17 protein-coding genes, 1 tRNA gene and 2 pseudogenes are annotated in these 18977 nt (G+C 54.8%); 9 read left to right on the forward strand and 11 right to left on the reverse strand.

What is annotated here, in order from left to right:
* Window positions 1–74 precede the first annotated feature (74 nt).
* A pseudogene (locus tag ACGYLC_RS16900) lies at window positions 75–434 on the forward strand (transposase domain-containing protein); the annotation flags it as partial.
* A gap of 182 nt (window positions 435–616) precedes the next feature.
* Here the strand turns inward: ACGYLC_RS16900 and ACGYLC_RS16905 are convergent.
* Window positions 617–706, reverse strand: a tRNA-OTHER gene (locus tag ACGYLC_RS16905).
* Between the two features lie 508 nt (window positions 707–1214).
* Between ACGYLC_RS16905 and ACGYLC_RS16910 the strand changes: the two genes are divergently transcribed.
* Window positions 1215–2171: a hypothetical protein gene (locus tag ACGYLC_RS16910; RefSeq protein ID WP_394424075.1), complete on the forward strand. Its 957-nt coding sequence runs from the start codon at window positions 1215–1217 to the stop codon at window positions 2169–2171.
* Window positions 2168–3673 (forward strand): exonuclease domain-containing protein, encoded by a 1506-nt coding sequence (locus ACGYLC_RS16915; RefSeq protein ID WP_394424076.1) that lies wholly within the window; start codon window positions 2168–2170, stop codon window positions 3671–3673. Before ACGYLC_RS16910 ends, ACGYLC_RS16915 begins: the two co-directional genes overlap by 4 nt.
* Window positions 3674–3730: 57 nt before the next feature.
* On the opposite strand, the gene ACGYLC_RS16920 is transcribed toward ACGYLC_RS16915, so the two are convergent.
* The 3 genes from ACGYLC_RS16920 to dctP form a co-directional block, all read right to left on the reverse strand.
* Window positions 3731–5119, reverse strand: coding sequence for a TRAP transporter large permease (locus ACGYLC_RS16920; RefSeq protein WP_394424078.1), 1389 nt, complete (start codon window positions 5117–5119; stop codon window positions 3731–3733).
* Window positions 5109–5912 carry a TRAP transporter small permease gene (locus ACGYLC_RS16925; RefSeq protein ID WP_394424080.1) on the reverse strand — a complete coding sequence of 268 codons (804 nt, stop codon included), beginning with the start codon at window positions 5910–5912 and terminating at the stop codon, window positions 5109–5111. The genes ACGYLC_RS16920 and ACGYLC_RS16925 overlap by 11 nt, the downstream gene beginning before the upstream one ends.
* Before the next feature lie 116 nt (window positions 5913–6028).
* Window positions 6029–7078, reverse strand: coding sequence for a TRAP transporter substrate-binding protein DctP (gene dctP, locus ACGYLC_RS16930; RefSeq protein WP_394424082.1), 1050 nt, complete (start codon window positions 7076–7078; stop codon window positions 6029–6031).
* Between the two features lie 141 nt (window positions 7079–7219).
* Between dctP and ACGYLC_RS16935 the strand changes: the two genes are divergently transcribed.
* Window positions 7220–8032, forward strand: a complete 813-nt coding sequence (locus ACGYLC_RS16935) for an IclR family transcriptional regulator (protein ID WP_394424083.1) — start codon at window positions 7220–7222, stop codon at window positions 8030–8032.
* Here the strand turns inward: ACGYLC_RS16935 and ACGYLC_RS16940 are convergent.
* The 7 genes from ACGYLC_RS16940 to ACGYLC_RS16970 are packed head-to-tail and all read right to left on the reverse strand — an operon-like array spanning window position 8022 to window position 14823.
* Entirely contained in the window at window positions 8022–8822 is an 801-nt protein-coding gene (locus ACGYLC_RS16940) for an SDR family NAD(P)-dependent oxidoreductase (protein WP_394424085.1), read from the reverse strand. The two genes, ACGYLC_RS16935 and ACGYLC_RS16940, sit on opposite strands and share 11 nt — an antisense overlap.
* Window position 8823: 1 nt before the next feature.
* The gene (locus ACGYLC_RS16945) at window positions 8824–9738 is read right to left on the reverse strand and encodes an HpcH/HpaI aldolase/citrate lyase family protein (protein ID WP_394424086.1); all 915 of its coding nucleotides are present in this window, start codon (window positions 9736–9738) and stop codon (window positions 8824–8826) included.
* Between the two features lie 15 nt (window positions 9739–9753).
* Window positions 9754–11022 (reverse strand): CaiB/BaiF CoA transferase family protein, encoded by a 1269-nt coding sequence (locus tag ACGYLC_RS16950; RefSeq protein WP_394424088.1) that lies wholly within the window; start codon window positions 11020–11022, stop codon window positions 9754–9756.
* The gene (locus ACGYLC_RS16955; RefSeq protein WP_394424089.1) at window positions 11019–11528 is read right to left on the reverse strand and encodes a MaoC family dehydratase; all 510 of its coding nucleotides are present in this window, start codon (window positions 11526–11528) and stop codon (window positions 11019–11021) included. The genes ACGYLC_RS16950 and ACGYLC_RS16955 overlap by 4 nt, the downstream gene beginning before the upstream one ends.
* On the reverse strand, window positions 11525–12796 hold the full coding sequence (locus ACGYLC_RS16960) for an acyl-CoA dehydrogenase family protein (protein ID WP_394424091.1): 1272 nt from the start codon (window positions 12794–12796) through the stop codon (window positions 11525–11527). Before ACGYLC_RS16960 ends, ACGYLC_RS16955 begins: the two co-directional genes overlap by 4 nt.
* Before the next feature lie 2 nt (window positions 12797–12798).
* Window positions 12799–13302 (reverse strand): MaoC family dehydratase, encoded by a 504-nt coding sequence (locus ACGYLC_RS16965; protein WP_394424093.1) that lies wholly within the window; start codon window positions 13300–13302, stop codon window positions 12799–12801.
* A gap of 3 nt (window positions 13303–13305) precedes the next feature.
* Entirely contained in the window at window positions 13306–14823 is a 1518-nt protein-coding gene (locus ACGYLC_RS16970; protein WP_394424094.1) for an MmgE/PrpD family protein, read from the reverse strand.
* Between the two features lie 97 nt (window positions 14824–14920).
* Between ACGYLC_RS16970 and ACGYLC_RS16975 the strand changes: the two genes are divergently transcribed.
* The 5 genes and pseudogenes from ACGYLC_RS16975 to ACGYLC_RS16995 all read left to right on the forward strand — a co-directional run bounded on the left by ACGYLC_RS16975 (window position 14921) and on the right by ACGYLC_RS16995 (window position 18758).
* On the forward strand, window positions 14921–15838 hold the full coding sequence (locus tag ACGYLC_RS16975) for a metallophosphoesterase (RefSeq protein ID WP_394424096.1): 918 nt from the start codon (window positions 14921–14923) through the stop codon (window positions 15836–15838).
* Between the two features lie 503 nt (window positions 15839–16341).
* Entirely contained in the window at window positions 16342–17034 is a 693-nt protein-coding gene (locus ACGYLC_RS16980; protein WP_237273977.1) for an IS6 family transposase, read from the forward strand.
* Window positions 17035–17074: 40 nt separating this feature from the next.
* Window positions 17075–17719, forward strand: a pseudogene (locus ACGYLC_RS16985) (IS6 family transposase); the annotation flags it as partial.
* A 618-nt stretch (window positions 17720–18337) separates the two neighbouring features.
* Window positions 18338–18460, forward strand: a complete 123-nt coding sequence (locus tag ACGYLC_RS16990) for a hypothetical protein (protein WP_394424098.1) — start codon at window positions 18338–18340, stop codon at window positions 18458–18460.
* Window positions 18432–18758 carry an NAD(P)H-dependent oxidoreductase gene (locus ACGYLC_RS16995; RefSeq protein WP_394424100.1) on the forward strand — a complete coding sequence of 109 codons (327 nt, stop codon included), beginning with the start codon at window positions 18432–18434 and terminating at the stop codon, window positions 18756–18758. Before ACGYLC_RS16990 ends, ACGYLC_RS16995 begins: the two co-directional genes overlap by 29 nt.
* The last annotated feature ends 219 nt before the right edge of the window (window positions 18759–18977 follow it).

Here is an 18977-nt window from a genome sequence, read left to right on the forward strand (position 1 = left end):
CACATCAATCTCACCGGTGAATATCGTTGGCCAAAGCCTTAGCGTAGGATTCCGCCCCCTCCCGCAAACGACCCCAGGCCGCGCGGGTATCGCGCAAATCCGGCCTCGGCGTGGCCATGGCCTACATGCTGAAACGTCAGGACGGCTTCCGGCTGTTCCTCGACGATGGGTGCATCGACATCGACTCCAATCTTGTTGAAAACGCCATCCGAAGCCCGGCCATGAACCGCCGCAATGCGCTCTTCGCCGGCCATGATGAGGGTGGCCGAAATTGGGCCCGCTTCGCCAGCCTGATCGGCACATGCAAGATGAACGGCGTCGAACCCTATGCCTACATGCGAGATCTCTTCACCAAGCTGGCAAATGGCCACCTCGCCCGAGACATCGACGCCCTGATGCCATGGGCCTATGCACAGCAAGCCGAGGGCTCATAAGGACCTCGTCTCGTAGTCCCTGACGAGCTACCGATCGCCCTCCGCATTAAACAGCCACAACAACGTGCAACCGATAAATCAATGGGGCGTGGCCGCCGCATACCGGCAATCGCATCTTGGACTGCAGCTAATGCGATCGCTTGTGTCACGGGTACCTCGCGAGAGAATTGGATGGGATGGGATGGTAGGAGTGGAGAGATTTGAACTCTCGCGCCGACAGTCATCTACTGTCCGTAGGGTGTATAAGGCCCGTTGCCCACCAAGGCACTCCCCCGATTATATCTGGCGATCAGCTAGATATTCGGGGGTAGGAAATGTGGTTGGTACGCAGATCGTAGGTCATGCTCTCAGAGTGCCTAAACCGATCTCCGCAGGCAAGCCCCTTTGCTGGTATCCGGTATCAGATACCTTTGATCGTACGAGAGCCTCTCAATTGCCTTACTCGTCGTCGAGTATAGGTAAATTTATGTTATACATTATCACGTAATCAAACTTTTACCTATTGACAGATTTCTAATTTTCGACGAAAGGTGGGATAGGCGAAAAGATGATGTCGTTAAAAATTTATCAAGGTTAGGACCTATTCGCCAATTTAGGGACTATCGGAAGATGTGTTTGCAAGAAGGAGTAGACCTTCTTTGTATTGAAAAGAGTCACAAGCATTGCCGCCTCGTGTTCGAAGCCGGTTTTGTTGTCGCAGCGTCGACGCCCTCCAACCACCGCAATATGCTGAATGTCCGCAGTGATGTTCGTCGTCTGCACCGCTAAAAGGAAACTACGATGACCGAGATAATGACCGCTGCCGAACGCCGTGACGCATGCCAGGACACTGTTTATCTAGCGGATCACGAATGGGACTATGCCCAGTGGCTTCACGTATTGACTATGGAATCCTTGGAACACGTCGAAGGTCTCTTGGGATCTGACGTTGCTTCTGCCCCGTTGCGTCAGTTGGTCCAGCCTGTTGCTGACATCAACTGTATCGATGCTGATACTTGGCGCGATGCGATGGAGGATGTGTCGGCGTTTTTCGACGTATTGCCCATCTCCTCCCGGTTCTACGAAGCAGTACTATATGGCTTGTACGGCGTTACCCCAGAGAAGGTGCCCGTCGGCGATCGCGCGGATTGGTTGGGCACGCTTGTAAACGAGATCACTGAATTTGCAGCGCGTAGCGATGTTCAGAAGCTTGGCAGCGGAAACAATACTTTGCTGCGAATTTCTCGTCTCGCCGCATCGCGGTACGCGATCGACCTTGGTCGGGGAGAAGTGGATCTTCATTCCATGGCAGTTCTTGGCGGCATTGCCGAAGGGAGTGTGCGCAACCTGCTTTCAGGGGCGAACAGCGTACTGGAGCGTGGCCCCCAGGGAGGCATAGTGGCCATGAGCGCCGCATCATGGCTGCAGAAGAAGAAGGGCTTCCTTGCCTCTATCTGGCAGGAAGAAGATGCCACTATCGAAACGATCGATGAGGGGCCTGCCATTGCACCTGAAAGGATGATCTTTGTTCCCGTTGCTCGGGACGGATCACTGTTCACCCCTGACCTCATGCGCAACGGCACCTACCAGATCGGCGCGAAGGGTGAAGAAGAGAATGTCTCCAACTTCTTCGACGCATTAACACGGCTGAACAGCATGGCCGTTCCGCGCTGGCGTCGGCCGAACGAAAAGGGCCTGTGGGGGATCGTTAGTGGTATCGCATGGCAGCGTATTGAGAAGGCAGGAGACCTGGCATGAATATTCCTACAGCAGCAGAAGTCCTCGAAGCCTTAAAGGCCGCCCTGCCCCGCCCGACGTCCGAAGCTCCGCGCGATTGCCGCGGTATCTATGGGCTCTTCGATCATTCCGGAAACTTCCGCTATATTGGCTCCACGTCTGCTGAAAACGAGACCTTTTACAAGCGCATACATCAGCGTCACCGTACCGGATCCGAAACCTCGAGCCACTATTTCTCTCGCATGTATAACACCGGGCGGATGTGGCGCTTGCGCAATGACCCAGTCACCAAGGCTGATGGGGACATCGCGAAACGACTACGTAATGCCTTCATCATGCAGCACTGTCGGGCAGTCTGGGTGCCTCTTCCGGATCACGCTCCAATTGCTGATTTAGAGGCGCAGGTCATAGCGAGGGCACCTGCCGAAATGGTTGCTTGGAACCAGCGGGGTATGGAGGCTTACGAAGAGCCCACCACTTTAGTCGATACATTGATCGAAAGCCTTGCTCTCAGTCCTTATGAACGTGCCGCGATTGGCCGCCAGAGGGAGCGTTTTTTAGGCAGTGCGCTTCAGAAGAAGAGTGCCGGCACCATGGCTGAACTGCCCAATGGCCCGTTCCGTTTTTTTGCGCTCGATGTCGAGACCGCCAACAATGATCGCGCCAGCATCTGTCAGGTCGGTGTGGCTTGTGTTCGCCCGGACAACAGTATCGCAACGTGGGTAACCTTGGTTGATCCTCGCACTGACCGCTGGGTGTTCAGTGAACTGCACGGTATTACGCCTGGCATGGTCCAGGGCGCACCTACTATCGGTGAGGTGATAGAAGCAATTGATATGCATCTTACCGGTCGAACCGTCTATCAGCACTCGGGTTTTGACCGGAGTTCTATTCGTGCCGCCTGCAATGAACTCGGTCGTGCAGAGCCTGATTGGGATTGGCAGAACAGTGTCAGTGTTGCACGTGCGGCCTGGCCTGAACTGAAAGGGAATGGCGGGCACGGCCTCGCGTCACTGAAGGCATTTCTGGGCTTGGAATTCGAACACCACGACGCCGGTGAAGATGCGCGCGCCGCGGCGCAGGTTGTCCTTCTGGCCGAACGGTGGGGCGGTAGCATGGCAAAGACCTCTGATGACGTATTAGATGACGCAGATACCGCCCCTGCTCCTCCAGCCCACTCACATTTATTAGGTGCCACCGCCACGGGAAGCGTTGTGGGACGTAGTGTGCTCACCCAGGGCAATATCAACAACAGCCATTTCTATCTACGCGATTTGATATCAGCTTTTCCGGCTGAGATTATTGGTGGCGGCAACCGCACAAGCCGCGCTTCTCGTACTGTCAGCATTACTTGGGGAGGCTCAGCACCTGTTTCGACTGACATCGATGGCAAGAAGAAGATTTTTCGCGAACGATCGTGGGTGAAGAGTTTCTTCGAGCGAAACGCCGCACGCCCGGGTGATGCAGTGGAGGTCATCGAAAGTGCCCCTTATTGCTATCAGGTGGCACTGATACGAGTTTGATTTTGTGTCAAGCTTAGCTGCGCCGGCTTTCATGGCGGCGCAGCTAAGGTGACTTAGTTAGCCTGAACCGTTGCCAGTTATCCAAAGCCAAATGGCCGTTCCCGCATCAAGATCGGCATTGCGGAGGTAGGACATCCAGTCCGTATAGAGGTCCGGCAAGAACAAAGTGATCGCAGGGACCGAGATCAATAGCGCGAGGGTCACTACGTCCATCGCCAAAAACCACATAACTCCTCGGAAGATTTTAGTGATCGGAACGGATCGCCCGACCACGGAGCTGATCATAAAAACGTTGAAGCCTAATGGCGGCGTAATCAGCCCGATTTCGAGATATTTGATCATGATAATCCCGAACCACAGCAGCGAAATATCGTAACTCTGAACCACCGGAACGACGATTGGCAGAGTAATCAGCATAATTTCTATGGGGCCGATAAAAGTGCCTAAGATGATATAAATCACCGACAACGCGATGACGACCGGAACGGCCTGATCGCTATAGCTCGTGGCGATATCCGCCAACCATTGCCCCAGCCCCGACAGTGCCATGAATCTGGTGAAGACATGCGCGCCAAAAATGATCGCGAAAATTGACCCGCTTTGACGCAGCGTGTCCAGAAAGGCGCGGCCAAGCTTGGCTCTCGTTAGGCGTCCTGCTGCCAGAGCAATCAAAAACGCCCCGGATGCGCCGATGGCACCGGCCTCCATCGGAGTGAAGAACCCGATCATGATACCGCCCATTACCACTGCGAACAGCAACGTGATTGCCCAAGTGCTCTTGAGGGAACGCAACTTGTCGAGGAAGGTGATCCGTTCGGTCATTCCTGGCGCGAGCGATGGGTTAAGACGTGCGCGGATCAGGATCATCGCGATATAAATGCCTGCAGACAAAATGCCCGGCAAGATCCCCGCGATGAACAGAAGTGCGATGGATTGCTGAGTGAACACAGCATAAAGGATCATCAGCACGCTCGGCGGGATCAGCGAGCCCAAGGTTCCCGACGCGGCCACAACGCCAGTCGCAAGCCCCTTGTCATAGCCGCGCCGCAACATCTCGGGCACGGCAATCTTACCCATTGCCGCTGCCGTTGCTAGGCTCGACCCTGAAACTGCCGCGAAAGCTGCGCAACCCATTGTGGACGCGGCCGCGAGCCCCCCTGGCAGGCGCCCGAACAACATACGCGCGGCGTCATAGACCTCGCGTGTGAAGCCGGCAACATAGGCGATGTAGCCCATGAGCATAAAACTGGGGATCGTAGTCAAGTCGAAGTTCAGGAGGCTGCCAAACGTATCTGCGGACAGCACCGCGTCGGCAGCCCCGGTAGAGCGCAAAACAGCGACGCCGCCCCAACCCACCCCAAGCAGGGCGAAAGCCACCGGCACTCGCAAGAATAGCAGTAGGATCATCAGGATGACCCCGATCCCACCAATCAGTTCACGTTCCACGCGCGCCTCCGAATTTTTCTGATTGTTGATCCCCTGAGTCCGAAAGGTCTACTTCACCTTCGCCGGTGCCGGTCTGCGATAGCAGGGGCGTCGGACCGAATGCTCCTAAGGCATCACGTGCATTCAGGCTGATCAAGATAGGTAGCATCACGAATTGAATCGCAATTCGGGTCAGCCACCATGCTACCCCAATCATAAAGAACAGACGTGGTGGCCATGCCGGCAGCTCGTAGATCGACCCGTAGGTGATCTCGAGAAAACTGTCAGGCACCTCCTCGAAGGACACCATGCACAGACGAGCGACTGCCGCCAAACCAATGATGCAACCAAAGACCCGCAAATACAGGTTCCAACGAAAAGAAAGAGAATCTGATAACGCAGTGACCTCGATATGATCCTCGCGGCCCTGAAGAGTGCCCAACATCAGTGATACCAGCAGTACCAATGCCCATTCCGCAAAGGTTATGTCGTCAGGCAGTGGCTTGTAGACGGCGCGTCCGACGACTGAAACGAAGGTGATCAGCACCATTACTGCGAGCACGCCACCCGCAATCCAAAGCACCCCCTGATCCAAGCGTCGGACCCGCGCAGCAAGAAGAACAAGAGAACCCTGGGCACGTTCGGCACGTGGACCGGCTCCAACTGCCTGGAGGGACAAAAAGATGACATACAGTAGCAAGATGCCCATCAGGTCAAAAAACACACCCAACAGCCACAACGACATCAGATGTTGTTCAGTCCAGAAGCTGTCAGCTGATGAGATTAGCTGTTGATATATGATTAAAGTGAACACGGGCGCCCCTTAAGTCTCTGCCGTTCCGACGACAGGCGCAAGATCGGTGAGATTTCAAATTTGGACAGGATTGGCATCTAAAGACCGGCGCGCCGCAATAAGCGCGCCGGCGGATCTTACCAGGGATAGCCACCCTGCTCCAACTCTTGCGAAGCTGCTTCACGATTGGCCTTATAGGCTTGCCCAATCTCGGTCGCTGCCGGGTTCACCTCAGCGGCTTTTGACACGTTGTTGTCATAAGACGGCTCCAGCGCCTCGGCCCAAGCAGTCCGTTCTTCCTCAGATAATTCGTAAACCTGCATCGGATATGTCGCGTCTTTCTGGACTTCGTCAAACACGGTTACGGCTTCGTTCACTTCAGCCTTGGCGAAGGCTAAGTTGAGATCGTCCAACGAAGCTTCGATTGCAGCCCGGTGATCGTCCGAAAGGCCTTCCCAGACTTCAAGATTGATATAGTAGATGTTGGAATGCTGACCAAGGTCCGGGCGGGTAACGAAGTCCGCTACCTCATTCAGGCGGAACGGAAGTAGCTGGTTCGCATAGGTGGTGGCGCCTGAAATGGTACCTTTTTCAAGCGACGTATAGGTCTCCGGTGACTGAATTCGCGCCGGGTTTACATTCCATCCAGAGTTCTGCGCCGCATAAGCATAATGGCTCGACAGACGCATGGTGGCATTGTTCAAATCCTCTGGGGACTTGTAAATCCGATCACCAACAAAAATTACAGGCCCGATAGATTCAATAGCTAGAAACTTGACGTTTTCGCGGGCCTCTTCCTCGGCAATGGAAGGAAACGCTTCGCGGGTTTCGCGCCAAGCTTTCGAGATTACCCACGGGTCACCCGTACCTGTTGAGGTCGATGACAGGTAATTTAGCGGCAGTTTTTGGCGTGAGTAGGCTGGCACGACAACGGCCATATCAGCTAGGCCGCTGGCCACCGCATCCAAATTATCACCCAATTTCGACAGAGATTGCTGCCAATAAAATTCAATTTCTAGCTCGCCTCCAGTAGCCTCTTCGAGCGAGTCAGCCCAGTTTTTCAAAACCTGTGAAGTAGCCGAGCTGGGCGGAGACGAGCTGGAGAAGCTTAGGGTTTTCGCATCGAGCGAGGTGGTAGCTAGCATTATAGATGCAGCGCCTAAGAAAATACTGTTGAAATAGGTCATTGTGGTCCTCCCGAACGAAGTCAGGCAAATCGCCCCCCCGGCGGCGCCCGATCTATTGTCTGTTGATGATTTCAGAGGGATAAATCATAGTCCATCTCAATCTTGATGAATTGTATCCTGTATGTGATATTTGGAGGGCCTATGAATAAGGACTATGACGGAGCCGTAAAGTCTGCGGTCCGGGTGGTGCGCGTATTTGAATTATTCGAAGCCGAGCGCCGCGCTTTGAGCGTACAAGATATTGTCGACGCCTTGGGTATGCCGCAATCAAGCATTTCTTCTTTGCTGAAGACTTTAGTGAACGAAGGATATTTGACACGCCAGCGAGATACGCGCTGCTATCTACCATCGGAAAGGCTAGCTTTCGTTGGGCACTGGGCGCTTGGCGCCCCCGGTGGTATGGCTGGCATCAACCGGTTGATGACACACCTCTCCGAACGCACTGGCGAGGCGGTACTTTTAGGTGCGCAAAGCGGTTTGCAGATGCGTTATGTCTCGATGCTGGACTCCCCGCACTCTTTGCGGTTTTCCCTGCGGCCGAACCAGACACGGCCGATCCATGGGTGCGGTATGGGTGTTATGCTTCTGACGCGGTTCAATGATACAGAAATCGGCGCTATGGTGCGTAACTACAATGTCGAGTTCACCACTAAGCCTACGAATATGACCGAGGCGCAGGTGCTGGAAAACGTAGCGGTCGCCCGCAGGCAGGGATACTTTGAGACCTTTGGCATGGTCACTGAAGATGTCGGGACCATTTCCACCCTGCTCGAACTTCCACGCGAAGGCCGTGCGTTGGCGATAGGTTTGGGTGGTCCCCTAGCACGGCTCGACCCGAAGCGCGAATGGCTCCGCGAGATTCTTCTGGACCAAGCCCGAGCCTTTGTTGAAGATCAACAACGTGCCGCCGCCAACCGTGTGTCAGAAAGCGGCGGCAGCATAATCAGAACATAAATTCGCCGCCATTGAGATGTAGTGCTTGGCCGTTCATAAAACTGCCTGTGGTGCATAGATATACAGCCCCATAGGCGAGGTCGTCGATATGACCCCATCGTTTTACGGGAATGCGCTCCCGGACCGTATCAATCGTGGTGTTCGGGTACTGGCTCCAGTCGCGGTCGGTATCGATTGCTCCAGGAACTAAGGTGTTAGCGGTGATACCATATAGCCCTAGTTCCTTGCCTATGGCTTTGGATAAACCGTGCATTCCGGATTTTGCCGCTATGTTGTAGGCGCGGTTGATTAGATGACCGGTGAACCCATCATAACCCGAAACATGGATAATTCGGCCCCAGCCCTGTTTCTTCATCAGCGGTACGACATGATGCGCGAGGTAAAAGGAAGCAGAGAGGTTGATACGGATCGAGTCGTCCCAGTCATCTATCGTGATCTCATCAAACGGCTTGTGCAGGCGGCGTCCCACATTTGAGACCGAGATATCAATCGAGCCAAAGGCCTTAACTGCCTCGGCTACCATTCCGCCTACTGCGTCCGGGTCGGAGACATCACACATGATTGCGTGCGCCCGACCTCCCGCCTTTTCGACCAGACGAACGGTCTCATCAACCTTGTCGCGATTGCGCGCGCCGTTGACGATCACCGTAGCGCCAGCCTCTGCAAGACGAAGAGCAATGGCACGTCCGATATTTTGGCCCGAACCGGTGACCAATGCTACCTTCCCGTCCAGACGCTGCGGATGCAGGCCGGTCGCGTCAGGAATGGCTCGTGTATTTGCGTTGCTCATATCAAGAGTACCCTCCAATCATGTCGGCTTTTTGCAGCGTGTTATCGACAATGCGGATAGAAGCGATGTCAATCATCCGGCCCTCAAATTGGACTGAACCCAGCCCTTGAGACCAAGCGTCTTCATAGGCAGCCTTCATCTTGCGGGCGCGCGCCACGTCTTCGGCTTTGGGTGAGAACACATCTTGTGCGATTTCAATTTGTGAAGGATGGATTGCCCATTTGCCTACCATACCTAGGATCATCGCCCGTCGGCATTCCTCGCGATAGGTATCGGGGCTGCGGAAGTCGGCGAACGGCCCGTCCACCGCGTCGATCCGGTTGGCCCGAGCCGCGATCGTCAATTTTTGACGCTGATAATGCCAAATATCGCCGGGATAGCCGGTGTCGCCGCCGATATCGTTGATCGACACGCCTTGGCTGGCCGAATAGTCACCCATCCCGAAAATCAACGCCTCTAAACGGTCCGACGCGGCGGCAATTTCGTCAACCTTTTGCATTGCCTCAACCTCTTCGATCAAGGTTTCAAGGCCAATCCGTTTGTTCAGCTTCAGCTTCTTTTCCATCATGCTTAGCAGCTTGTCACAGAAGGTGATGTCATCGGGGCCCAAGCATTTGGTGAGCATAATGACATCGATATTCTCGCCTGCGCCCTCAACCACCTCAATAATGTCTTCATAGGCGTATTCGGTCGTTAGATCGTTGATCCGCACGCACCGGGTGGTACGGCCCCAGTCGAGATCATTCAGCGCTCCAACGATCTTGCCTCGAGCTTCACGTTTGGCCGATGGAGCGACAGCGTCTTCAAGGTCCAGAAAAACATAATCCAAGTCTAGGCTCGCGGCCTTTTGCATCATTTTTTCGCTGGATCCTGGAACGGACAACTGACAGCGGCGAAGTCTTTTAGGTTGGCTCATATCGAATTTTCCTCGTTAACTTGTGATCTTCTGCAACGGATCAGAGCAAATTTGCGCGATCTCTTCGGCTGCAAAACCGAACTCCGCCAGGATTGCGGCACCATGTTCGCCGGTCAGCGGTGCTGGCTGACGTACGCCATGAGCAGCATGCGCCATGCGGACCGGAGTATTGGCCACATGCAACGGCCGATCCGCCCCGGCCATGGCGACCTCAGCTAACATCCCACGCGCCTGGAAGTGCGGGTCAGCAAAAATATCGCTAGCCGTCATCACAGGGCCAAAAGGGACCTGACCACCAATCACGCTGCTGATCTCGGCGCGAGTGAGCGGACGCGTCCACTCGGTAACTAGGGCCTCAGTGCGGGAGGCGTTTTTCAACCGCGCGGCGTTGGTGGCAAAATCGGGATCATGGGCCAGTTCGGGCCGCCCGATCAGGCTCACGAAACGCGCCCAGAAATCATCCTTGGGGATGGCGATGGTAACGAACCCATCTGAGGCCTCGAACAAGCCGAAGGGGCACAGTAGCGGATGACCGTTACCCTCCGGGACGGGTGAGGCGCCGGTTGCAGAATGTTGGAAGATAATGCGCTCGCACATGGCCAGTACGCTGTCGACCATGCTGATATCTACCCGCTCTCCCCGACCAGTGCGGTGGGCCCGGAAAGTCGCCGCCAGCGCCCCAAATGCGGCGAACATAGCAGGAGCGATATCGCCCACTCCAGGACCCACCTTAGTGGGTGGGCCGCCCCGTGCCCCCGTGATACTCATCACGCCGCCCATAGCTTGGCTGACCGGATCATAGGCAGGCCAGTCAGCATAGGGGCTGGCACCGCCGACAGCATCTCCGAAACCGCGTATAGACACATGGACAAGTTTCGGATTAGCAGCCCAGAGCGCCGCGTCGTTCAGACCCAGCCGTTCCATTACACCATGACGGTAATTATCGATCAGAATATCGGCCCCGGCTACCATCCTCTTGAGCGCGGCAAGGCCCGAAGCAGATTTGAGATCTAGTACGACCGACCTCTTATTGCGGTTTATCGAGGCGAAATAGCCACCATATCCACCTTGATCTTGGGTCAACCCGCCCGGCAAAAAGGGGCCGATGCGTCGGGTGCTGTCACCGCCAGGAGGTTCGACCTTAATTACATCCGCGCCCTGATCCGCCAGCATCATCGACGCATAGGGGCCCGCCAACATCATAGTCAGGTCGATGACACGCAGTCCTTCAAGCGCGCCGCCGGGCACAAGGGGGTTGGCGCTATGATCTAGCGGTTCGCTCACGCGCGTCCACCAGCCCAGACGGCCCGCTTCTTAATCAGCACCAGACGCTCGGCCTCGACGCAGAGCTTGTCGTCTTGATTGATGCCGTAATGGCGAAACCGCACGCGACCTGCATCTGGACGGTCGCTCTCGGATTTTTCCATTACTTCGGTAAAGGCATAGAGGGTGTCTCCATGAAATACAGGGTGACGCAGGCGCACTTTGTCCATTTCCAGCTCGGCAAGCACCTGCTCGCCTGTATCTTGCGCTGCAAGTCCAATGACAAAGGACAGGTTGATGCCGCCAAACACCACACGCTGCGAGAATATCCCCCCGCCCGCCTTCTGCATCCGGTCCTCGTTAAAATGACCTTCGGCGGTGTTCAGTACCAGATTGGTCAGCAAGACATTGTCCATCTCGGTCATTGTCTTGCCGCGGGCATGGCGCCAGACATCGCCCGCCACAAAATCCTCGTAATAGTTGCTAGCAGAGGTCAGCGCCGCTGTGTTGATCGTTTCCACCGTCATTCGGCCGCCGCTCCAAGCTTTGGGTCTGTGCCCCATTTTTTGTCAAAGGCCCGGTCAGCGACGATTTTGTCGAGAAGCGATTTGCCCAAAATTTTATCTGAAATGATGCGCTGCTGGATTTCCGAAGTGCCCTCGAAGATCTTTGTCAGCCGCGCGTCGCGCCAATGGCGTTCGACGGCGTGCAACTTGGTATATCCCGCCCCACCAAAGATTTGCATGGCTTCCGAGGTTACGCGTTCGGCCATCTCGGAAGCGAAATACTTAACCATCGATGCCTCCATGTCGCAGCGCGCGCCGGTATCAATACTATTGCAAACCGAATAGAGAAGCTGTCGCGCCGCCTCTACCTCGGTTGCCATGGTAGCAATCTTGAAGCGGATCGCTTGGAACTCCGCGATTGGCATCCCAAATTGTTCGCGTTCTTGGGCATAGGCAATCGCATCTTCCAATGCGCCCTGCGCCAAGCCAATTGAGCGCGCGGCTGTATGGGCACGAGCAGTTTCCAACCCCTTGGCCATCAGCAGAAACCCCCTACCCTCTTCGCCAATCAAGTGACTGGCGGGCACCCGGAACCCGTCAAAGGAAAGTTCAAAGGTCTTCCAGCCGAAATAGCCGATCTTTGGAATGGGCGATCCGGCAATTCCTTTGGGCAAGGAGCCGCGCTCTTTCTCTATCATGAAGCAGGAAATCCCCATCCACCGCTTGTCCGATGAAGGTGGCGGCGCGGTGCGCGCGAAGATTGTCAGGTAATCGGCCCCATCGGCAAAGGTACACCAGTATTTTGAGCCGGTGAGAATCCAATCCTCGCCATCACGCTCTGCGCGACAAGAAATGGAGGCCAAGTCAGAACCGGTACCAGGCTCGGACAACGAAGTCGCGTTGAGGAACTCACCTCGCATCACGCGCGGTAGGTATTCGGCTTGCATCTCAGGCGACATTGCCTTGCGAATCCAACCTCCCTGACCGCGGGCCATCAGCGAAGCGACCGACATCCAGCCGCGCGCAAGCTGCTCGGCCACAAGACAATATTCAAAGGCGCCTAGGCCGAGACCGCCATATTCTTCAGGGATCATAATGCCAAAGTATCCCATGTCGGCCATCTTTTGTTTCAGGGCATCGGGGATCTCTGCATCTGGGCCGTCCAACTGATTGGCAATTGGCAACACCTCGTTCATGGTGAACTGCCTTGCACTGTCGCGGATCATCTTGCGCTCTTCGGTAAAATAACCGCGTCCGTCGTCCGAATAAGGGGCGTCATTCATCTCCATTTTTACTCTCCTTGCATGTCACGGCGGCGCACCAGGTTCGAGCGCCGGAACCGGATGGCTTCTTCACCATCTTGGTTCAGGCCACGTGTGGCCCAGGTCACGATGCCAAAATTGGGGCGTTTGTCGCTTTCGCGCGCTGAGATCACTTCACTTGTGGCCGTAAGGGTGTCACCGACATAGACCGGCATGCCATAGACGCATTCGTCCACACCTAAGAACGGGCCGCCGCCCTCAGATAGGTCTTCGACGCTGAGACCGAAAACCGTGTTGAACACCAAAAGCGGGTTGATTGGGCGTCCCCGGTCGTGGCCGTTCGCCCCAGCGACCTCCGCATTGAGGTATTGCGGGTTGTAATGCAGTGTCAGCGTGGTGAAGAGTGTATTGTCTATCTCGCCTAACGTCCGCCCCCAGTGATGGGTAAAAGTTCGGCCGATAGTGAAGTCTTCAAATGTATTCCCGCGCGTCCAAAGCCTAGCCCGGGACTTCAGGTCTGTGACCATATCCATGAGTTATCCAGTTTTAGTTATATCTTTTGAGCTCGGTAATGTTGATGCCAGCAAGCCAGTCAAATCGGCCGCGGTGGGCAGTTCGGCCACGGCAGCAAAGAGCGCCTTCGACGCATCGTTCCCTAAGATTGGGTCAATCAAAGTTGCGGCTTTGACCTTTAACGCATCCTCTTGCGCGTCCAAGTTCTCCACCGGTGTAGATACGTCCCAGAAGGTGTTAAGCTCTGTACCATCGACAAGATTAACAACGACTTCAGCACCGTAGCGATCGGCGCGGTCGCTCTGATGCGACAGCTGGACCTTTTTGCGAAGGGCCGCCAACTCAGGTTTAAGGGCCGTGGCCTGAGAATAAAGTGAAAGGTCCGCAGTATCAGCGCCGGCAAGCGCCAAAGCCGCAAGGTGGCGGATCGAAAACTTGATATCAAGACCAGTGCGTGGCTCGAGGACATCGCACACTGTGCGGTGACCTTCGGGCACGTGCAATGTAATCGCAGCTATTTCGGCAGGATCGATTGCTCCGTGCTCTTTCCGGAGCCGGGCCAGAGCCTCAATTGTAGAATGAGTGAGATAGCAGGCAGCGTGATACTTGAAGAGGTTGCGCGTGATCTCCCATTCCGGGGCGCCAGGAGGTGTCGATTGGAAATCGCCCCCCGAGAACTGACTGTCATCGGACATGGCCGCGCCAAAGCCCTGCGGGTGCTCAAGCCCCCCCGCGCGCGCTGTGAAGCCACGCTGTGCCAACCGCGCCGCTATGATCCCATTGGCCGCGGCATTTCCGGCATGCATCGGTTTCGCCATGGTGCCAAACATCGCCTTAAGGCCAGACGCCTGCGTCGCGGCCAGTCCCAATGCTGCTTCAGTTTGATTTTCATCCAGTTTTAGCAATGATGCACAGCCTGCGGCTGCGGCCACCGCTCCGATCGTGCCCGTGGCATGGAAGCCGCGGGCATAATGTGTGTCGCCCATGGCGTGTCCTAGGCGTCCAGCCACTTGATAGCCCACCGCAAATGCGCGTAAAAGCGCTACGCCCGAGAGATTTTCTTGTTCGGCAACCGCCAGCAAAGCTGGCGCTAGAGTTACGGTTGGGTGCCCGTGCATGCGCAAGTTTACATCGTCAAAATCTAGGGCATGACTGATTGTCCCATTGATCCTTGCTGCCTGTTGTTCTGATGCACGTCCCTGTTGCCCGACGAGAGCCACACCCTGAGGGTCGATTTTACCCTCGGTCGTAACGGCAGTTATGATTGGCGACAGCTCCTCGGCGGTGCCAGCAATAGTCACGGCAAACCAGTCAAGAAGACATTGTCCCGCCAGTCGCATCACCGGAGCTGGTATGTCAATTTCCTGAGATCGTGCGACCCACATGGCCGCAGAGCTTGTAAAATCTGCTGATTGTGTGGGGGAGGATACGGCGTTCAAATGGGACAAGGCAAACTTTCCATCTTTTAAAGACGCTTTTCTTATATCGCCCACCTTTCTCACCAACCAAGTCAAAATCGATATTTGGATAAAAGAAATCACATATGAGATGTAGAGGCCTAAAGCTTTCGGCTGTGTCGTTCGCCCGAGCGCCGTAGCGCGGGTGGCGGGATGAGCTTCGCAACGCTAGGTAGCGGACATGAAAGAATATATAATTATCCCCGACATCCACGCCGATATAGATCGCCTTGAGCGTTCATTAGAAGTGGCCGAAGATACTCCGGCCGCGTTCCTGGGCGACTTTATCGATGCCGGAAAACTAACGAAGCAGGTAGACGAGGGAGCTGTGCTCTCACGGGTGCGGCGCTTGGTCGACAGTGGTCGCGCCGTTGCGGTCATGGGCAACCACGAGCTAAACGCGATCCTTTACCATCGCAAGGACGCTGACGGTGCTTGGCTGCGCGCGCATACAGCTGCGAAAACCAAGCAACATCAAAGCTTCATCGAAGCCTTTGGTGTAGGCACGAAAGAAGCCAAGGCATGGACGGATTGGTTCCTGACCCTCCCCCTCTGGTACGAGTTAGATGGCTTGCGGCTAGTTCACGCTTGTTGGGACGATGCCGCAATCGAGCTTATTAAAGCCAGGCGTCCTGATGGCCGGTTGCACGCTGACGATCTACCTGAAGTGGCTGCCGCTACCTCATCATTTGGCAAGGCTGTCGAAAGGCTGCTCTCCGGTCCCGAAGTTTCCCTGCCTGAAGGCTACATGTTCCACGACATGAACAACCATGAGCGCTGTGAAGTGCGTCTAGCTTGGTGGCGTCCAGAAGCAACCACGTGGCGGGAAGCCTGCCTTTCAGTGCCTAAACCGGACGAATTGCCGTCCGGGGCGCTCCCACCCGATACTGCAGCCTTGCTCTATAGCGCCGACGCGCCTCCGGTTTTCGTGGGGCACTATAAGATGAACGGTACTCCCTGCATTGAAGCACCCAACGCAGCCTGCTTGGACTACCCAGCAAGTCCATGCGCTTACCGCTGGCGCCTAGGGGAGGCACTATTAGCAGACAATCTGATTTTGATCGATGTCAATGAGAACCGTCGCAGCGTGGCCGTATAACGGCCATGCTAGCCATGCGGTAACCTGCAGCGTTAATCATCTGTGAGGCATATGCCTTCCTTAGAGCCATGTTCCCTGGAAGGGGAGAGTACTGACTTCAGTCAACTTTCTTTAACTCTCTCAAAATCTCAAGAGAGCAACAACCAGCATTGATAGAAGAGCGTAAAGGCTCCTGTTGTTGTTTAATTTGTTTAAAAGAACAACGTTTAATACGTTTAGGCACCGATAAAGTTTTTTAAAACAAAGGCTTATACGCCTTTAGGTGAACGTTTATGGGGTGAAAGGTGAAAGGATATGGGAGATGGGGCCCAGATAGGTGAACGTTTATGGGCTGAAAGGTGAAAGGATATGGGAGCATAGGTGAATGTTTATGGGATGTCCGTTAATAGGATCATAAGGCATTGATAAGTATATAAAAACCGAACTTTTTTTTGCAAAATACGGAATTGTCACGTTAACACGGGTCCGTTGGCAGCGTTGGATATTTTTCGTAGTTGCTACGCATGAGTACGACTGTCAGCTACAAGCGCCACCGTTTTCCGCCAGAGATCATCACGCACGCGGTTTGGCTTTATGTGCGTTTCAACCTCTCCCTACGCGAGGTCGAGGAAATACTCCTGAACCGTGGCGTCGACGTTTCCTATGAGACGATCCGGCGTTGGGCGGCGAAATTTGCCCCTCAAATTGCCCGGAATTTGCGTCGACGCCAGGCCCGTCCCGGCGATATCTGGCATCTCGATGAGGTTGTGGTAACGATATCGGGGCGGAAGTTCTGGCTCTGGCGCGCGGTCGATCAGAACGGGCTTGTTCTGGAGGAAATCCTGCAATCCAGACGCGACAAGCGTGCCGCAAAGCGTCTTTTGAAGGCGCTGATCAAGCGGTTTGGCTTGCCCAAACGGATCGTCACAGACAAGCTGCGATCCTACGGAGCGGCCAAACGTGAAGTCGCATCCGGTCTCGAACATCGTTCCCACAAGGGCTTGAACAACAGGGCGGAAAACAGCCATCTACCGTTTCGAAAACGAGAGCGTTGCATGCAAGGATTTCGCTCTCCGGGCGGGTTGCAACGGTTTGTAGCCTGCCACACTGCCGTCCGAAACCGTTTCTCAGTTCCCGCCAGCCGCCGTTCCGCAAACGCAACACGCTATCATCGAATCGAAGCCTTCGACGCTTGGAAGGGCGCCGCGAGCATCTGACGCTCCAAAACAGGCCATTTCCTCGGCGCCAGCGAGTTAAGTTGACAACGCCGTTTGGCTTTATGTGCGTTTCAACCTCTCCCTACGCGAGGTCGAGGAAATACTCCTGAACCGTGGCGTCGACGTTTCCTATGAGACGATCCGGCGTTGGGCGGCGAAATTTGCCCCTCAAATTGCCCGGAATTTGCGTCGACGCCAGGCCCGTCCCGGCGATATCTGGCATCTCGATGAGGTTGTGGTAACGATATCGGGGCGGAAGTTCTGGCTCTGGCGCGCGGTCGATCAGAACGGGCTTGTTCTGGAGGAAATCCTGCAATCCAGACGCGACAAGCGTGCCGCAAAGCGTCTTTTGAAGGCGCTGATCAAGCGGTTTGGCTTGCCCAAACGGATCGTCACAGACAAGCTGCGATCCTACGGAGCGGCCAAACGTGAAGTCGCATCCGGTCTCGAACATCGTTCCCACAAGGGCTTGAACAACAGGGCGGAAAACAGCCATCTACCGTTTCGAAAACGAGAGCGTTGCATGCAAGGATTTCGCTCTCCGGGCGGGTTGCAACGGTTTGTAGCCTGCCACACTGCCGTCCGAAACCGTTTCTCAGTTCCCGCCAGCCGCCGTTCCGCAAACGCAACACGCTATCATCGAATCGAAGCCTTCGACGCTTGGAAGGGCGCCGCGAGCATCTGACGCTCCAAAACAGGCCATTTCCTCGGCGCCAGCGAGTTAAGTTGACAACGCCAATATTGCTTCTAAATTTTACTTTGTTTGAATTGTCGGCCTGCGCAACTGGAGCGAAGGCCAAAGCCGAAATCCCAACGAACAATGCAATTGATGTGGATTTTAAAGACGTCATAGTATCCATTCCTTTATGATTATACTCTAACAATACACGAGAAAAAGCGTTTCACCAAACTCCATTTGGCACGGTCGCAAAACCTTTGTTTGATGCTGCCATGAGATCTGCTCAAAACCCAAGGGGTTGTTGAACGTTTTGCCTTACCGTAATCTCAGACATTAGCGGCATTGCAGAAATTGGGTAGAGTGGGCACGAACCCGCTGTTCGCCGCGCCGCGATGCGGACAAAGCTGCCGTTCGGCGTTGCATGGAGCGAGTTTGTCAGAAAGCTGTTCTCATCGGAATTGCTGAGACCGGGGGTTCTTACAGCCTTAGCTCTCAACTGTAATACATAGCTAAGCTACAAATTCAGAGCGCCGATCGTAGACAAAGCGAGTATAGGGTTGAAGTGGTCCCAGAAAACTGGACAGTCGGCTAAGGTGTATCCCAAACCTTTGAAGGGATACGAGAATGGCAAAGCGCCGGAACTTTACAGATCAGTTTAAGGTCAAGGTGGCGTTGGAAGCGCTTCGTGGCGACAAGACCGCCGATGTGGTGGGGAGGTATGCCAGCGAAGTTGAAAGGCCTGTTTGACAGGGTCCTTCTACCCGGCACTGCGTTCAATACACGAGAGAAGACGTGGCTGGGTATGCCGAAGCCACTTTTGAACGGGCGAACCGGGCGCGTGATTATGACCTCTGACACCCCGAACTGGTTTTTCAGGCTCGTCTATAGAAATGCAATGATACGCCAGCTCCGCGCGCAAATCTTTGGGTTCACAGGCATCACACCCCTGCACGTCACACACTTTTCTGAAGCGAGCGAGCCTTTACCCGATAAAGTCGAGGAATGGTCCAAACAAGTGGCCAACCTTGGATCAAATGCCTGCTGATCAAGAGAGGAAATAGACAGTTCCACATTTGTCCCTGTGCATCTCGCGGGTCCCGAAAAAATAATAACTCATTCGGGATTGGCGTGATTGCCAAACGAGCTAACTATCGAACGCACTTCTATGTGCTGTTTTAGCCACTGATTGTTAAGAACGACCGCCACTCAAGCAAGAGCCCGGTCCGGCAACGAGCGGTAGAGAAATTTTTTTCAGCATTGGATT

The sequence above is a fragment of the Sulfitobacter sp. 1A12157 genome (assembly GCF_043557345.1).
GTDB lineage: Bacteria > Pseudomonadota > Alphaproteobacteria > Rhodobacterales > Rhodobacteraceae > Sulfitobacter.

Bases quoted from the DNA above. Each gene is read 5' to 3' on its own strand.
- ACGYLC_RS16940 (WP_394424085.1), bottom strand. From the start codon at position 8,822: ATGAGCAACGCAAATACACGAGCCATTCCTGACGCGACCGGCCTGCAT.
- ACGYLC_RS16945 (WP_394424086.1), bottom strand. From the start codon at position 9,738: ATGAGCCAACCTAAAAGACTTCGCCGCTGTCAGTTGTCCGTTCCAGGA.
- ACGYLC_RS16975 (WP_394424096.1), top strand. From the start codon at position 14,921: ATGAAAGAATATATAATTATCCCCGACATCCACGCCGATATAGATCGC.
- ACGYLC_RS16965 (WP_394424093.1), bottom strand. From the start codon at position 13,302: ATGGATATGGTCACAGACCTGAAGTCCCGGGCTAGGCTTTGGACGCGC.
- ACGYLC_RS16955 (WP_394424089.1), bottom strand. From the start codon at position 11,528: ATGACGGTGGAAACGATCAACACAGCGGCGCTGACCTCTGCTAGCAAC.
- ACGYLC_RS16995 (WP_394424100.1), top strand. From the start codon at position 18,432: ATGCCAGCGAAGTTGAAAGGCCTGTTTGACAGGGTCCTTCTACCCGGC.
- dctP (WP_394424082.1), bottom strand. From the start codon at position 7,078: ATGACCTATTTCAACAGTATTTTCTTAGGCGCTGCATCTATAATGCTA.
- ACGYLC_RS16990 (WP_394424098.1), top strand. From the start codon at position 18,338: ATGGCAAAGCGCCGGAACTTTACAGATCAGTTTAAGGTCAAGGTGGCG.
- ACGYLC_RS16935 (WP_394424083.1), top strand. From the start codon at position 7,220: ATGAATAAGGACTATGACGGAGCCGTAAAGTCTGCGGTCCGGGTGGTG.
- ACGYLC_RS16910 (WP_394424075.1), top strand. From the start codon at position 1,215: ATGACCGAGATAATGACCGCTGCCGAACGCCGTGACGCATGCCAGGAC.
- ACGYLC_RS16915 (WP_394424076.1), top strand. From the start codon at position 2,168: ATGAATATTCCTACAGCAGCAGAAGTCCTCGAAGCCTTAAAGGCCGCC.
- ACGYLC_RS16960 (WP_394424091.1), bottom strand. From the start codon at position 12,796: ATGGAGATGAATGACGCCCCTTATTCGGACGACGGACGCGGTTATTTT.
- ACGYLC_RS16980 (WP_237273977.1), top strand. From the start codon at position 16,342: ATGAGTACGACTGTCAGCTACAAGCGCCACCGTTTTCCGCCAGAGATC.